This window comes from Neolewinella aurantiaca (assembly GCF_008014675.1).
GTDB classification, from domain to species: Bacteria; Bacteroidota; Bacteroidia; order Chitinophagales; family Saprospiraceae; genus Neolewinella; species Neolewinella aurantiaca.
In genome coordinates this window covers 77195-93010 of record NZ_VOXD01000027.1, presented here as the reverse complement: position 1 = coordinate 93010, position 15816 = coordinate 77195, and the positions used below count along the sequence as shown (strand labels likewise).

At 47.9% G+C, this 15816-nt stretch carries 15 protein-coding genes and 1 tRNA gene; 6 read left to right on the top strand and 10 right to left on the bottom strand.

Features of this window, described 5'->3' with window-relative positions:
* Positions 1-83 precede the first annotated feature (83 nt).
* From FUA23_RS16495 to FUA23_RS16485, 3 genes are read right to left on the bottom strand one after another with little or no spacing between them, the layout of a single operon-like run.
* A complete protein-coding gene (locus FUA23_RS16495) occupies positions 84-980 on the bottom strand; it encodes a hypothetical protein (protein ID WP_147931865.1) in 897 nt (298 codons plus the stop codon).
* The gene (locus FUA23_RS16490) at positions 980-1378 is read right to left on the bottom strand and encodes a hypothetical protein (RefSeq protein WP_147931864.1); all 399 of its coding nucleotides are present in this window, start codon (positions 1376-1378) and stop codon (positions 980-982) included. Before FUA23_RS16490 ends, FUA23_RS16495 begins: the two co-directional genes overlap by 1 nt.
* A gap of 3 nt (positions 1379-1381) precedes the next feature.
* Positions 1382-1759 carry a hypothetical protein gene (locus FUA23_RS16485; protein ID WP_147931863.1) on the bottom strand — a complete coding sequence of 126 codons (378 nt, stop codon included), beginning with the start codon at positions 1757-1759 and terminating at the stop codon, positions 1382-1384.
* Between FUA23_RS16485 and FUA23_RS16480 the strand changes: the two genes are divergently transcribed.
* A complete protein-coding gene (locus tag FUA23_RS16480) occupies positions 1758-3302 on the top strand; it encodes a type IV secretion system DNA-binding domain-containing protein (RefSeq protein ID WP_187271099.1) in 1545 nt (514 codons plus the stop codon). The genes FUA23_RS16485 and FUA23_RS16480 overlap by 2 nt on opposite strands.
* Before the next feature lie 10 nt (positions 3303-3312).
* Positions 3313-4014: a hypothetical protein gene (locus tag FUA23_RS16475; RefSeq protein WP_147931861.1), complete on the top strand. Its 702-nt coding sequence runs from the start codon at positions 3313-3315 to the stop codon at positions 4012-4014.
* A gap of 729 nt (positions 4015-4743) precedes the next feature.
* Here FUA23_RS16475 and FUA23_RS16470 read toward each other — a convergent pair.
* The 3 genes from FUA23_RS16470 to FUA23_RS16460 form a co-directional block, all read right to left on the bottom strand.
* Positions 4744-4817 (bottom strand) — tRNA-Ala (locus FUA23_RS16470).
* Positions 4818-4951: 134 nt separating this feature from the next.
* Entirely contained in the window at positions 4952-5809 is an 858-nt protein-coding gene (locus FUA23_RS16465) for a hypothetical protein (RefSeq protein WP_147931860.1), read from the bottom strand.
* 84 nt (positions 5810-5893) lie between these two features.
* A complete protein-coding gene (locus FUA23_RS16460) occupies positions 5894-6217 on the bottom strand; it encodes a hypothetical protein (RefSeq protein WP_147931859.1) in 324 nt (107 codons plus the stop codon).
* Between the two features lie 262 nt (positions 6218-6479).
* On the opposite strand from FUA23_RS16460, the gene FUA23_RS16455 reads away from it, so the two are divergent.
* Entirely contained in the window at positions 6480-7649 is a 1170-nt protein-coding gene (locus FUA23_RS16455; protein ID WP_147931858.1) for a DegT/DnrJ/EryC1/StrS family aminotransferase, read from the top strand.
* Positions 7650-7658: 9 nt separating this feature from the next.
* Here FUA23_RS16455 and FUA23_RS16450 read toward each other — a convergent pair whose 3' ends face one another.
* From FUA23_RS16450 to FUA23_RS16440, 3 genes are all read right to left on the bottom strand, one after another.
* On the bottom strand, positions 7659-8966 hold the full coding sequence (locus tag FUA23_RS16450) for a serine hydrolase domain-containing protein (RefSeq protein WP_147931857.1): 1308 nt from the start codon (positions 8964-8966) through the stop codon (positions 7659-7661).
* 27 nt (positions 8967-8993) lie between these two features.
* Positions 8994-10286: a S28 family serine protease gene (locus FUA23_RS16445; protein ID WP_147931856.1), complete on the bottom strand. Its 1293-nt coding sequence runs from the start codon at positions 10284-10286 to the stop codon at positions 8994-8996.
* Between the two features lie 112 nt (positions 10287-10398).
* Positions 10399-11976 (bottom strand): bifunctional GNAT family N-acetyltransferase/carbon-nitrogen hydrolase family protein, encoded by a 1578-nt coding sequence (locus FUA23_RS16440; RefSeq protein ID WP_147931855.1) that lies wholly within the window; start codon positions 11974-11976, stop codon positions 10399-10401.
* A gap of 212 nt (positions 11977-12188) precedes the next feature.
* Here FUA23_RS16440 and FUA23_RS16435 point away from each other — a divergent pair, with 212 nt between their 5' ends.
* Entirely contained in the window at positions 12189-12611 is a 423-nt protein-coding gene (locus tag FUA23_RS16435; protein ID WP_147931854.1) for a hypothetical protein, read from the top strand.
* A 145-nt stretch (positions 12612-12756) separates the two neighbouring features.
* Here FUA23_RS16435 and FUA23_RS16430 read toward each other — a convergent pair whose 3' ends face one another.
* Positions 12757-14904, bottom strand: coding sequence for a right-handed parallel beta-helix repeat-containing protein (locus FUA23_RS16430; protein ID WP_147931853.1), 2148 nt, complete (start codon positions 14902-14904; stop codon positions 12757-12759).
* Between FUA23_RS16430 and FUA23_RS22595 the strand changes: the two genes are divergently transcribed.
* On the top strand, positions 14903-15043 hold the full coding sequence (locus FUA23_RS22595) for a hypothetical protein (RefSeq protein WP_222707052.1): 141 nt from the start codon (positions 14903-14905) through the stop codon (positions 15041-15043). The genes FUA23_RS16430 and FUA23_RS22595 overlap by 2 nt on opposite strands.
* A 62-nt stretch (positions 15044-15105) precedes the next feature.
* On the top strand, positions 15106-15765 hold the full coding sequence (locus FUA23_RS16425) for a metallophosphoesterase family protein (RefSeq protein WP_147931852.1): 660 nt from the start codon (positions 15106-15108) through the stop codon (positions 15763-15765).
* The last annotated feature ends 51 nt before the right edge of the window (positions 15766-15816 follow it).

Genomic DNA, 15816 nt, shown 5'->3' with positions numbered 1-15816 from the left:
CCGTAGTAAGTCTTGCCATTCTTGACTATCTTACCACTTGTGCAGCTGGGGCAGATGAGCATGTTTTGAGAGTTTTGTCACTATCAAGATAGTGATTTTGCTCCACTGCATTTTTTAGGTTTATCCATCCTTACATTTGATACACCGCCGTTTTTTTGCTTTAGCTCTCCTATTTTAGTGTTTTTTGACCTTACAATAGTCTCTAGGTTCATACGATGTCTTCTTTCATCTAGCACTTTTATTTGGCCAGAGATGTCAGAAGCCCATAGCTCCTTAGAATTTTCAAAAGTCTTGTAAGCATCACGCAGCTCATGCTTAAGATTCTGTGCTTCTAGTGCATACGTGCTACTATAGTCTTCAATCTGGTCAATACCATCAGTTACCCTGTTATCTATCTCTAATATTTTCTCTCGAAAATCTAAGAAACGAGACTGTATATTGTTTCCATACCCTTCAAGTCGATTATCATACTCGTCAAGCGTAGTACGAACACCACTTTCTAGTGCTTGCATCTTCTGATAGTTGTCTTTTAACTCGTAAGTGACATCTCTTTGGAATGAGTCTATCAGCCCTGCATACTCTTGTAGCTCCCTTGAGACATCTAATGCGTGCTGTTGCTGTTGATAGTCCAATTCCATTACGCTACTCTTAAGAAGCATCATCTGATTCTGTACACCATACATTTGCTCTTGAACAGTGTTTCTAACATCCAGTACGGATTGTTGTATTCCGATGATGTTTTCTCTCATTTGATGTATCTGCTGATACATGTGCTGTGTGTAACTGGCAATGGTTTGCTGTGTCCACGCCATCATCTTCATTTGCCATGCCTCTAACTCACGCTTCTCTACATCACGCTTTCTACGCTCTTCTTCGTTCTCTTTCCTTAGCTCTTTTCTGAGTTCTTCTAGCTTCTTTTCCTGTTTCTCTTGAAACTCACTGATACTATAGTTCTTTGGTGGCTTCTTGTCTTTACTCATCACTTAAATTCTAGAGGTTCAGGCATTGGTGGAAGGTCGAAGTCGGGTATCTCTTCCATGCCCTTTGACTTCATCTCTCTTATAAGATTGATTGCCATCTGGTAGCGTTGTGCATCTGCTATCCGTAGCTGTCTCTCAGTGTAGTACTGATTTTCAGCTTTAATCTTTGCTTCTAGAAGCTTTTCCCTAGGGTCTTTCTTATTAGAAATACCTCCTAGAGTTTCTATGATTTTATTTTGCCTTTTTATGATGCTATTTAGCTCGCTGTATATTTCAAACGCTACTTTAACCTGAGAATCGACACGAGCAATTTCGAGATTAATGGACTCATCTAACTTTTCATCATGCAAAGTGTCGGATAGAGATTCCCATGCGTCATATAGTTGACTACTATTCATAATCTAATTTTTAAAGTCTAAGTCTGGCATAGGAGGAAAGTCTGGCACTTTCTTCTCTTTGTGTTGCATGAAACGTTCGTACATATCTACTTTAGTCTCTAATAGCTTTATTTCTATTTCTAGGCTTTTTATCTTTTCCAGTTGTTCTTCCTCCCTCACAGAAGATTCTAAACTCTTACCTTTACGTAAATCCCTAAGATATGCCTCTAACTTCTTGAGGGTGGCTTCTACATCATCGTTAGCGTACTCTTCGGAGTCGATCCAATCTTTTACATCATTAATGATTAATGTCTCATCAAGGTAGTATTTTTTTTCCTTGGATAACCATCCTATGATTTCTCCCAATACGGATATTAAAACGCTTATATCTTTTTTAGTCATGAAAATAAAATTAGGTTATAAGGAAGGTTATGGCCTCATAGAATCAATGAATGATTGGTGCTATAAAATAGATCAAGGTAAACTAGAAGCAGATAGAGGATTTACCTATCGAGAGTTCTTCGACTTATTTAACGACAAGATACAAGAAGAAAATTTTAATCGCTACATTATCTTCTGGTTTTTGAAAATAGAAACAGCTACACAAAGAGCTTTCTATAGAGACCTCTATAGTTACAATACAGAAAGTTACGAGAAATGCCTTTTAGATACTAATCATGGTGAATTGCTTAGGTACTTACGACAATCTAGGAGACTTAAACACAAAATTCCTCTGCATCAGTACGACTCTCATTGTCATATTTTAGGAGCAACAAATTCGGGAAAGTCTACTCTGTTGAGGCATAAAATTTACCGAATTAGAGAAAAGTTACCACGATCAACTCATATTGTACTTGACCCTCATGGCCTTTTGGCGAAGGAAATTTACAAATCTGATCAAACCAATAGTAAAAACACCATTTACTTAGACCTTGATTTTAAGAAAGGCTGGACATACAAACTTAACATCTTAGACATCCCTGACCGTGAAGATAAAACAATCCGCTTTGCATCAGAAAATGTTACAGGAGTAATGAAGGCTGTACTCGAATCTAATGGAGTATCAGACATTCAGATAAGTGTTCTTCAAATGTGTGTGAATTACGTTTATAGTAAAGAGAATCCACATTTTGATCTTTTCTTAGACTTACTCTCTCTTAAGCCAGAGACATTAACAGATGCAGCGAGGTTTGACCCGAGATTTGCTAATAAAGAGTTTACAAACTCAAATACTCGAAAGGCTTTAGAGGCTAGATTCAACCTACTTTTAGAAAACGTAGCATTGAGGAATATTCTTAGGGGGAAAGGAACTGTAAATCTAGGTAAGGCTATCAAGAAAGGAGGAAACACTATTTTGTTCGATTTAAGTGGTTTGCCTGAAGAAATGAGTAAGCCAGCTTTCGCAAAACTCCTCCTAGCATCTATCAAAAACATGGTTCAACAAAGAGGACTTCACGAGAAACCAGCACCATTGTTTCTTTGGATTGATGAATGCCAAGTCTTTGTGACAGGAGCCTATGAGAAATTCATCTCTGAGATGAGAAAATTTGGAGTAAAACTTATTCTTGCTAATCAATTTATCGAACAGATAAGAGATGATTACAGTAGACTTGCCATTAAAAAACAGGTGGGCGTAAAAATTGGGAGAGCTAAAAGAACGTCGGACCTCAGTACTATGATTGTCCCCGAGAGATACTTAAAGGAAGGGCAACTTAATCTAAAAAAATATGAATGGATCATTGAGACGCATGATAGGACAACAAGCTTCATTGCGCCTAATTTTTTACTTTCAGGAAAGCATGATGTGGCGGAAGAAGTGAAGGAACGGCTTAACCAATCCATGATTGACAAGTACTATGTCAAAATAGATTCAAAGCCAAGGAATGTGAATTCTGATAAGCCTTCAGACTTTAGTACAGATGTGTTCATTGACGATGCAGAATAAGGTTACAAGAATGAGAATCTGGGAAAAAGTAATAGAAGGGCTAAAGAGATACCATTTTTTAACCTACAGGCAGCTTATAAATTTAGGTGTCGGAACCACAAACTCTAACCTCTCTCCCATATTGAGAGGCTTAATAAAGGACGGCTATGTACATGAATGGAGAAGACCGACTTATGAATCGTTTTTTCATCTAAGCCACAAGGGAGCTAAGCGTTTCGGTGGTTGTGGGAGGAAGAAATATAAAAAGAGGCCTTTAGAAATTGATCATAGATTACGCACAGTAGATGTAGAAATTTTGCTTAGTGAGCACAATTTGAAGTTTTGTAGTAAATACTATGATCCAGGGAAGAAAACGAATATCCCCCTAATTGGCAAGAGTTTTGAACCTGATCTAATAGGGATAATAAAAACATCCAAGCAGGAGGAACTTTACCTCGTTGAGGTAGAGCAGGGAGTCGACCTAAAGAAGATTACTCAGAAGATTGAACTTCATGTACTAGCACTAAAAGTAGGTGCTATTCCGAACCACTTGGAGTTTAAGAGAGGATATAGGGTACTGCTTGTTGTAGAGCATAAAAACATCTTAGAAAGAGTTTTAAAAAAGGTTCAGGAAGACACAAAGTCTAACTTTAGAGAGAATTTTTTGATTTCTAACGACCTTCAAAACTGGTATAATCTAGTAGGTAAAGAACGTAAGCTTTACTACACATAGACTTTTTACGCAATTGACAAATAGATTCGTTTTAAGTAAAATAAGTCAAACTAGGTTTTATTCTCAGCCAACTCAATGCCTAATCCTAATGCAGAACCCATTCTTGATTCTGAAGAGTTTATCGAAAGTGTTAAGCTAGAACTTGATGAGTTGGACTCTTTATGATTTGATAGTAAAGAAGCCATATCAAGTTTCGTTTCACTAACGAGTAAGAGGTTTCCAAGTTATTCCATCTTATCAGACGAAGAAAAGGCAATTATCCAGGTGATCCGATGGCAGGCTATGGTAGCTAACGCAAGGCTCTGAACAGGAGACGAATTTCTCAATGCACTCCCTGAGATGATTGATAAAAGACAAAAGCTTGTCACTCGTATCGAAGAAAATTTACTTCGTGGCTTACTGCGGGGAAACGACTCAACAACCTCTTACAAACCACCAAAGGAGAACTAGAAGAAAGCTTCAAAGAGGATAGCTATCATCCAAATTGATCAAAGAGATCACACAGGAAAGTATTTACGTTTGCCACACCGAACTCCTCGAAGTGTTAGAAACGGATCACCATAGGTTGATGGTCCGCATCATTTCCAGGCTTTCGATTCTAAACTTTCTTAGTCCTTGAACGACAGAAGCCCCTCAACCTTTTCAGATCAAGGGGCTTTTTTGCCACTTTTTGCCACTTTCTTTTGCCACTTTTTGTAAATTGTGGAAAGAAATCGGCCAAAAGCCTTGTGGAGAATACCAGAGTCGAACTGGTGACCTCTTGCATGCCATGCAAGCGCTCTAGCCAACTGAGCTAATCCCCCATTTGGAGTGTCTTAAAGCGGCTAACTTCTTTAAGCGGACGCAAATATATGCGGTGATTCTTTAACATCAAAGCCTTTCGTAAAAGTTTCTGATTTTTCATTGCCGCTCTGGTATCCTTGGTCGTTGTACCTGCCTAAGCAACAGAGCGTTGTCGCTTCTTTTGAAGCTTTCGGGCTTTTTTTGCGGCCTTCTTTTCCGCGGCAGCTCTTTCTTTTTCGTTCATCTGGTACCCGATGATGTGCAAATCACTTTTCTCGCGCAGCACGATAGCAGCCGTTACCGAAGTTACCAGTGGGCCCAGTACAGTGCCGAAGAACGGGACCTTCATCATTAGCAGAAGCGGCAACCCAAGGCCGAAACAGATACCGATATAGCCGCGGTACAAGTGTCTGCGGCTTTGATCGATGGATAGTCCGAATTGTTCGTTGTAGTTATCAGCGATCACGTACCCCAGCATCGTAGAGCGGATGAAGAGTGAGAACAGCCAGAAAACCGGGCCATCAGTAATCATTTCCCCAGCGTTGAGGATGAGTGCCTCGCCTACCAAAGCTACGGTAGACACCATAATCATACGAATCTGGGCATTTACGAAAGGCTTGAAAGTGTGAGCATTCTCGACGTTCTTCTTAAGGACAATCTGCAGCGTCCTGCGCATGAAATGGTAGATTACCACCTCAAGTAATATGAGGGTTACCCAGTTGAGCAGCCCTTCCGAGAAGGAGCCCGTAAGTTCGTTGAACCATTGCAGAAAGAGGCTTTCCCCGCTCATCATGGCTGAAAGCGGCGCATCAGCATGATGATCGTACCAGTCTACCGCTTCGAAGATCACATAAGCAGCTCCGAAAACACCGATTCCAACCAGCGAACGGGCTACCCAGCCGTATTCACGCAGTCCCTCCCAAAGGCGATGATTGCGCATGAAGCGCCAGGCGCGGGGAAACGCCAGAAGGGTATAGAAAAACTCGTGTATGGATAGTTTGAGACGATGCATTTGAAAGCTGTAGCGAGTGCAGGGCCTGAAGAGCAGGAGACCGACAAAGCCCCCTGCTCCTCACCCGACTTGTAGTATTGTTTTCTATTCCACGTTATCGGCCTGACACCGGGCAAGTTTTTCTTTCGTAACTGCCAGGTCTACCTTGAGCTCGGTGATCTCATCGCGGAGGTCTTGTACGTTTTCAAAAGTGGCAGGCTTATTGTCGGAACTGTTAGAGGTAGTACTGCCCGAAGGTTGCTCTGTACGAGGGCTATCGTTCATCCCGAGTGCATTCTTGATGTTGGCAACCGGATCTTCACCGTTGTAATAGCTAGCTCCAAAATAAGCAAGGGGAAGGAATACCAGCAGAAAAAGGAGCAATCGGCTGAAGGGGGTCATCCGTGTTTTGGCCATGATTAGGTACATTTTGATTATGTGACAAATAAAGTTAATCCTGAGTTACGCACAAAGAACAATCTACGAAGTCAGGGGCTTTGTCGACAGAAGTTCCGGGGCGCAGCCAACCCAACAATCCCAGATGGATACTCCCCTCGGTCACATGAGGTGAGTATAAGTATTCAACCGATCCGGAACAGGATGTATTTGCTCTCCTGATTGATAATTTTACATAGCGAAGATTTTAAAGAAGCACGAAGCACTACCTTTGCGCCACAAAACTATCCTGATCATGGCTACCACCACAAGCACCCCTGAAAACACTTCTGTTCCTCCCACCAACATCCAGATGGTAGACCTGAAGGCCCAATATACAGCCATGCAGGAAGAAGTGGATCAGGCAATTCTCGATGTAGTGCGTAGCGGAGCCTTCATAAATGGCCCTGCAGTAAAACAGTTCCAGGCCGGACTGGAGGATTTCCTGGGTGTTCAGCACGTGATTCCCTGTGCCAACGGCACAGATGCACTGCAGATCGCACTGATGGCCCTGGGCCTTGAGCCGGGAGACGAAGTCATCGTTCCTGCCTTTACTTATGTCGCCTCCGCTGAAATCATCGCTCTTCTCCGCCTGAGCCCGGTCATGGTAGATGTAGATCCGCGTACGTTCAACATTCGTGCCGAAGATATTGAAGCTGCCATTACCCCGCGGACCAAGGCCATCATTCCCGTCCATATGTTCGGGCAGAGCTGCGATATGGAGCCCATTATCGCACTGGCCAACGAGCACAGCCTCCACATTGTGGAAGACAACGCACAGTCTATTGGCGCGGTGTACACTTTTTCCGACGGCCGCCGTGTTCGTACTGGCGCTATCGGAGATATCGGTTGCACGAGTTTCTACCCAAGCAAAAACCTTGGTGCTTACGGAGACGGAGGTGCCATCAATACCAATAGCAAAGAACTAGCGGATGAGCTGCGCAAGGTGGCCAACCACGGGCAGAGCCGTCGTTACTACCACGATGTAGTAGGATGTAACAGTCGCCTGGATTCTATTCAGGCTGCAGTTTTAAACTGCAAACTCCCCCGCCTAGAGGGCTACTGCGATCGCCGCCGCCAGGCTGCCGATTACTACGATGCTCACCTTCAGGGGCTGGAAGGTTTGCTGACGCCCGCCCGCCAGGAGAACAGCACCCATGTCTTCCACCAGTACACCTTGCGTATCGATGGAGGTCGTCGGGATGCGCTGCAGGAACACCTGAAAGCAGCTGGAATTCCGAGTATGATCTACTACCCCGTTCCCCTCTACGACCAGGAAGCTTTCCGTGGAACAGCGGCCAACGATATTGATTTTCTGCCCGTTACAGATTTGCTATGCAAAGAGGTCATCTCTCTGCCTATGCACTCTGAATTCGACGAGGCCACTCTCGCTTATATCGTTGATAAGGTGCGCAGTTTCTTTTAAGCGATTCTTTTACTGCCGTACTACCCTTTCCCAGCGGTACGAGCCATCGGCAAAGCCGATGCGGACGAGTAATAAACCCGCCGGCAGTCCGGCGAGGGATATGCTTGCGTCGGTCGCGCCCGTAACGGGCGCCTCCCGAAGCAGGTCTCCGGCATAGTTATAAATCGCGCCCCTAAGCATGGCTTTGGTTGCAGAGACCCGGATCTCTTCAGCTGCGGGGTTGGGAAATACCCTAAGGGTCGAAACATCGACCCGGTTTTCAATTGTCGTAGTACAGGACAGCGCGTTGATTCTGGACCAGATAGAATCGTTGTAGAATGTCGGCACTAATGAATCATCACTTGGGCTCCCTCCCATGCGGACCATTACCAGCCCTTGCGATGGAACCACGTTGATGATTTGCCCGTTCTTCCCGATCGCGGCAATCGTTTCGGCGGGGGCTTCGGTCATAATGGGGCCCGGAAAATCAGTTTGCAAGCTCGGCAACCGGTAATTGTCTTTTCCGTTAAGCCACCAAAGGTAGCCGTAAGAGGGGTTGATGTCCTGCGAGCTATTGATCATAGCCCGAAAATATTCCGGATCATTGATAACGGGAGTGCCGTCCCAAGTCCCTTCGTTCGCAACCAGAAGCCCGAACCGGGCCATTGCCCTTGCATTGCTCAGGTAGATTCTGTTGTCGCCAAGGTAAGAGAAGCTTCCCGTTATCCCCGTCAGGGCCTGAATACGATCGTCGATGAAATCGTTCAAGTCTTGTTCAACGGCAGATTCAATCACTTCGCCCAGCAAAGTGTAGGGGCCGTTATGATAGGCCCATCGCTCTCCGGGCGTCGCCAGACATACCAGGCATTCGGGGTCGGTACAGAACAGTTCGATTGTTTGATCAGACAGTCCGCTGGTCATCGTAAGTTGGTGAATCACCCGGATGGCGGCTTCGGTTTCCGGGCAATTGGTCCAGCCGGTCCCAAGGTAGTCGGCAACCGGGTCTTCTACGTTAAGAGAATCCAGCCCGACTGCAATGCCGGCCGTAAACGCCATCAATGATTTTCCGGCGGAATTCCATAGATGAGACGAGAAGCGGGTGAAGTTGCCGAAGTATTGCTCCATCACAATCTTTCCGTCCTTGAGCAAGAGGAAAGCATCGGTGTTGGTCTCCTCAAGGTAATCGTAGAGCGCTTGCTCGTTGTCGGCGCAAAAACCGGCTTCTTCCAGGGAGATGGTATCCCAGTTGAACGAATTGGTGGGTGGGAAATAGCTTGCTTGCGCGCAGAGCGCGCACGGCAGCAGCATAAGCGCAAAGAGGTACTTGGCTTTTGTCATAACGTACAGGTTTATCGGGGTACAATCCTAATCCAATTCCAATTCTAACCAGCGTTCCAGGCAAGCAACGAAGCGCTCATATTCGGCTTCCGTCATTCCCTTTATCCTGGCGTTGCCGTGGTGCTTCCCCGGCAGTACGAACCATTCGGCATCTACCTTGTCGTTTTCTGGGACTGCACTGCCCGTCCAAGTATCAACGCCTCCGTAAATATAAGCCATTTGATTGGCCTGATTGCCAGCCAACCATTCGTTAACCTTTTTCAGCAATTCACCATTAAAAGCATCCGTCATAGGCTTCGGGAAGAAAAGCGCCATCGGATTTTGACCAGTCGGCAGGGTTTCGATGAGGTCTTCGAACGGTTTTGTCCGGTAGCCGTAGTATCCCATTTCGGTGGCCGACTGGTAATAATGAGAAACATACTGGTCTACCGATGCGTCGCTGAAAAAATCGATACCGGATACTTCCAAAAGGTAAATAAGCGCCTCGTGAAGAGGCGTATCTACGGTAGGAATCTTACTGCAATCCTGGCCATACTGCCAGAAAGAAAAAGGATATTCCAGTACAGCGTATTCAAAGGCTTGCTCCAGGTTAAGATAAGTATAACTGGTCCGGGCACCAAGGCTGTAAAACTTCAACAAAGGCAATATTTCTTCTCTGTTCCTCAGCATCCGGCGCTGGAAAGCATCAATATCCATCCGGCAGGCCTCACTCCCTATGGTATCCAGAAAAGTGTACAAACGCGTCTCTTCGTAAGCGCGGTTGATGGGAGCAACGTAAGGAACGCTGACTGCGACATCGTCGGGGTAAAAGTAGCGGTAAAAGATGGTGGTTGCTCCGCCCTTACTGATGCCGGTGCTGATCCATTTTTGCTCGTAAACCTCCCCCAGTAGCTGGCGGATATGGTGTAAATCAGCAGTTGCCTGTTTGAGGTTCAGGAAACGATAATCCATAGAATCCGGTACGCTCTTACCAAAAAAGCGGTGTTCCACCTGAATCTGGTTCGCGTTCAGCAACCTGGTCAGTTCGTAGGTTCGGGGCCGGTCGCGGTTATACCCTTCAGTAACGATGACCGCCGGACGATCATAGCCGACATGATTGAGGTAAACTTTCTGGTAGAAAAAACCCTTCAGGCTATCCTCATGATCGATCATCTGACGGACCATCAGCTCGTAGATATCTCCGTCTCCTTTGCCAGGCGTTATCATTTCGATGCTTACGCCTGGCATATTCAGCAGGCGCACCCGCAGGTCCGCAGTTTGCGCTTGCAGAAAAGCAATGTGAGCAAATAGGATCAGCAGGGAGAAAAGCGTTCGTTGCATATTCCGGAATGTTTAAGTGTGGAAGTTGGCAAAAGAAAAACCCTTTCTACGAAGAAAAAAGTATCCTGCCCTAAGACAGACCGCTGATACAGCTCCGGAAAATCTTCACGTTTTACTCTCTGCTGGCCTTGCCCTTCAACTCCAGACGATAAACATCCGTCCGCCGGTCGCGCAGATTATGTACGGAACCATGCTCGTGCAGTTCCTTAAGCAGGTCTAAATCCACATCAGCAACGAGGATCATCTCCGTATTCGGTGTCGCTTCCGCTTTTACACCGTTACTGGGGAAGGCAAAATCACACGGCGTGAACACCATCGACTGGGCGTACTGTATGTCCATATTGTGCACTTTCGGTAAATTTCCGACCGATCCTGCGATGGCGACGTAACATTCGTTTTCGATGGCTCGTGCCTGGGCACAGTGACGCACGCGACTGTAAGCGTTCTGGGTGTCGGTCAGGAACGGCACGAACAGGATATTCATACCGTCTTCCGCCATGATACGGGGCAACTCCGGGAATTCCACGTCGTAGCAGACTACAATACCGATTTTGCCGCAGTCGGTATCAAATGTTCTTACCAGGTTTCCGCCGGTCATACCCCATACTTTGGCTTCGTCCGGGGTAACGTGTAGTTTATAAAATTTCTCGATGGTACCGTCACGCTTGCACAGGTATCCAACGTTGTAGAGCGCACCATTTTCGACCGAAGGCATAGACCCCGTGATGATGTTGATGTTGTACTGGATCGAAAATTCACTGAATTTACGCATAATCGGCTCCGTAAATTCAGCCAGCTTCCGAATTGCATCCGGTTCCGAAAGGTCGTTGTATTCCGCCATCAGCGGAGCATTAAAAAACTCAGGAAACAGAGCAAAATCAGACCGGTAGTTGCTCACCGTCTGGACGAAATACTCCATCTGTTCTATCAGAACATCCAGGGTTCTGTAGGGTCTCATTTGCCACTGCACCAAGCCAAGCCGGACCACGCTTTTTTCTGTTTTCAACTCCTTGGTAGGGGCGGTATACAGTACGTTGTTCCACATCAGCAGCGCAGCGTATTCCATGCTGTGGGCGTCCCCTTCCAGGTAACCTTTGATTACCTTTTTTACGTAGAAGTCGTTAGCAAACTGAAAATTAAGGACAGGGTCGTGAATTTCCCGCGCCTTCACTTTTTCGATGTAGCCACGCGGTCCCATCTCTTCGGCGTAGAGGTGGTACTGCGGCAGACGACCACCAAAGAGAATGCCTTCGAGGTTGAGTTTTTCGCACAATTCTTTACGGTAGTCGTACATGCGCCGACCGAGACGAAGTCCGCGGAACTCAGGCGCAACGAATACATCGATTCCGTAGAGCAGGTTTCCTTCTTCAGTATGTGTGCTGAAGGTATAGTTACCGGTAATTTCCCCGTACGTGTGATTGTCGGAAAACTTCGAGTAATCGATGATGATGCTGAGGGCACAACCAGCGAGTTGCCCGTCGATGAGAATAGCAATTTGCCCGTCGGGGAAGCAATCGATGAGCCGTTGAATCTCTTCGCGCTCCCAGGCTGAATCGGGCAAAACGGCGTAGGCCTCCTCCATCAGTTCACGGAGTTGCTGGTACTCCTGAATGCTCAGGTACTTAAGTTCGATCTTTTCGATTTCAGGGCTTTCGCCGGGTATATTGGTTACTTGCGTGGGGGTTTGCATTCGCTGACACTTAGTTGAAACAATTAAACGGCAGCGCCAGGCATTTGTGCGGGTTCCGAAAAGTATTTGTGGCTGGTTACGAATAGCAGGGCGGGGCCGCAGGTGCAAAGAGAGTTTACGGTCTGCCTTCCTCCTCCATTGGTCGAATGAATTGGCGCAATACCCGATTTTTCGTTAAATTACGTAGACTATAATTACCCAACCATACCGTCATGGAAACCCGGATTCAGCAGTACCGTTTCTCCGACAGCAAAGCCGGAATAGTAACCGCCGCCGCGGTTCATCTGATGTGCGGAACCATCTTTTACATGCTGTCCGACGAACCATTACTCTCGTCAGGCCGACCACAATTGCTCTGGGCCATTGGCCTCATCCTTCTGGTCCTGTTCCGTTACTACTCCTGGAAAAACACAAGCATGAACCTGCTGATCGTAGCGGGATATATTGCTGGCCTGATCTTCGAATGGCTCACCTTCGGTATTCCCGAAGCGGCGATGACGCTCAACATGACGGGTTACAATAAAGGTTTCATCACAACGGCAATTGTGCAAACGCTGCCCTGGCTTTACGCAGGGCTGAGGGTGTGCTGCACCCTCCTCCTGGTTCACGTAGCCCGCGAAGGGGCAAGACTTTGAGCAAAGCGCGTCCACGGCCGGTTATCGGTTTTGCAGCTGGCGTCGGAGTGGCTTGCTTATACACGGGACCACCGCCAGCTGGTGATCCCGTGGTACATTAACCGTCTTTGCACCCGCGGCCGCGCCCAAAAGCACTGCCGCCTGCCTACTGCTTAAGGAATTTTGCCGAAGCCCCTACCCCATCGGATATCAGGTACATCCCCGGAGTCAGACCGCTGATATCGACCCCGTCATTGTATTCGGAAGAGCGGATCGAGGTGCGGACCACCCGCCCGTTGAAGTCGTAAATGCGGAGTACCGCCGTAGGATTGAGGTCCTTGAAGTGAAGCCTCTCAGACGCCGGATTAGGGAAGATTTCCAAGCCGGAATTGCCGGAAAAAGGGTTTCCCGTAGCTACCGGAAACCTGCTGCATTCACCCTCTCCCGGCAGGTAGTAACAGGTCTCATTTGGCCCCCGCTCTATTTCCCAATCGATACCGGCAACCCAGCGATCGGCACCTGATTCATAGGCACCGGCATCAGGTGCAGCTCCCATGAATCCATCGGTAAACCCGGGAATTTCGCGGCCAAAATCAACAGCAGAAGCCCCGGAAACTAACGTAAAATCCAGAGCAGCCTCGTTGGTGAAAGGCTCAGCGCTATCCTGCAGTACTTTATTGTTTTGCTTGTCGGCCTGAGGCTCGAGTGAGTTCATATTGGTCAGGGTGTTCCAGATTTTGACGTTGCTGAAGGCCGTTCCCGCCAGGTGCCAGGCCCCGAAGGCCGCTTCGCCGTCCCACAGGGTATTATTGTAGATTTCAATGTTGGTGGCGTTCCAGTTCATCTGAATGCTCGACCATTCGGTGTTGTAAACAACGTTGTGGTGCACCTTCACGTTACCGGGGTCATTGTCCAGGTAAATCCCGGCCGCTTTTTTCAGGGTTCCCCTGCTCTGAGCGTCGTGAAACCAGTTGTGATCGATTTCCATATTGAGGTCAAGGCCGATGGTGTAGAGCAAAGCACAGTCGTCGGCAATCAGGTTACTCTCCGAGACATCGTTGTAAGATACACGTGAATTTTTGCTGATGATCTGGATCGCGTCGCGTCCACCTCTTCGGATGGTGTTGCGGGTCACGAGAGCATCACGCTGGCCTCTGACCATCAGCGGCGCATCGTAGTCGCCCAGGAAATTAAAGTCATGGATGTAGTTGTTTTCGATCCTTGTTCCCGATCCGCTGTCCCAAACCCCGGAACCTGCCCCGAAGGCGATTTCGCACTGCTCGATGACGGTGTTGACAGCGTTCCATTTCACGTCAACAGCACGACTTTCGGCGTGGAAATTACGGGTTACTCCGCGGGTGTAGCTTCCGTAAAAGCTCGACATTTTGAACAGGCGGTTGCCTTCTCCTTCAATGTCGATACCGCCGCCAAAAACGGCGAAGCCTTCCAGATTGATGTAGCTGCGGCCATTGAGGTCTACGGCAAGTTCGCGGCGGCGCATCTGAACCTGGCCGTCGGCGGGGGCTTCGCCCCCGGGCAGTTGCACGTACAGGGTTCGGGTTTGCTCATCAAACCACCATTCGTTTTCATAGTCCAACGCATCTTTGATTCCCTCCAGGAAGTAGTCTCCGCCGTCGGCGGGAGGATGGAAAGTTCTGATCCATTCCTGATCCTTGATCAGGTCGAAATTGACACGGCCGGTGGAGCTGGATTTGATGAATGCTTTCCAGGTAGTCCAGCCTGATCCCGGCCGGTCGCCGTAGAACAGAAGCGAGCCCCCCGTCCAGTCAAAATCAGGGATATCGCTGTCGGTTAAGAATGCGTTTATTTCGGTTTCCCCCGGGCTACCGCCGTCGTTGCGCAGGTGATTAAGGGTGAATGGGTCTCCGTCGGTATTGTTTGGCCAGCGGGCGAGGTCCATCGCAGCGGAGCCATTCATCACAAAGTTTTGCTGTCCCAGGTCCCAGTCTACCGCAACTTTGTAGATACCACCTGCGTCCGGAGTGAAACCATTCAGCGCCTCCATTGCGGTGAGGATGACGCGCTCCCCCTCCACCGCCCGAAACGTAATGGGGCTCCCCGGAGTGCCAGAATTGGCGGGCCGCAGGGTTTCTTCGTAGCTGCCCGAAAAGATGTAAACCACATCTCCCGCCTGCGCTACTTCAGCAGCTTTCCCGATGGTAAGAAACGGCCTTTGTCCGGAGCCGTCATTGGCATCGTTTCCGGTTTTCGCCACGAAATAGTCGGCGGCCGAAAGCTCCCCCGAACAGAGGATGAAAAGACAAAAAAAGGAGAAAAAGAACAATTTTTGCATGATCGAGTTATTAGCAGAGATGAATAAAGTCGCCCGGTACTGCAACCGGGCCGTAAGCCAAACTAATAAGCTCCTACCGACTTTGTACGCGGAAAAACCAGTAGCAGCCAGCCTTTACACGTTTGTGGTAGACTTTTAAATCCCGACGCAACCAATCTCCCCCGATGCATCGTTTTTAAAAGCGCAACCCAAGCCACACATATGCCCCGTTACGCTATTTCCGACATCCACGGCTGCCCGGCCACCTTTAGAACACTGCTCCACGAAATCAATTTCAGCAGAGAAGACGAACTCTTTCTGCTCGGTGATTATATCGACAAGGGGCCGGATGGTATGGGAGTGATCGAGCACATCTGGGAGTTGCAGGCAGAAGGCTACAAAGTGAAATGCCTGCGTGGCAACCACGAGCAAATGTTCATCAATGAGGTGGGCCGGGGCGAGCACTCCGGTGTTGTCCCCATTAGCCGGCACCAGGAGGTCTGCCGCTGGATGCTGAGTCTCGATTATTACCACGAAACGCCGGGGTACATCCTTGTTCATGCCGGCCTGAATTTCCGGGCAGAAGACCCACTGGACGCGACCTACGATATGCTCTGGATCCGGTATTGGTACGAAGAGACAGACCGCGACTGGCTCGGCGACCGCATCATCGTTCATGGCCATACGCCGGAACCGGTGAACTCCGTCAAATTCGGAATCGAGAATATGCAGACGGCCCAACGGGTCTGCATCGATTCGGGGTGTGCACACTCCTACAAAGGAATGGGCTACCTGACCGCTCTGAACCTCGATACAGGTAAGGGAGCATTCGTTAAATTCTGTGAGGGTTCAGCCCTGGCTGAACACAAAAAAAGCGTTTAGCCCCGGGCAGCCATTGACTGACGCCCGGGACTAAACGCTTACGGATCATCT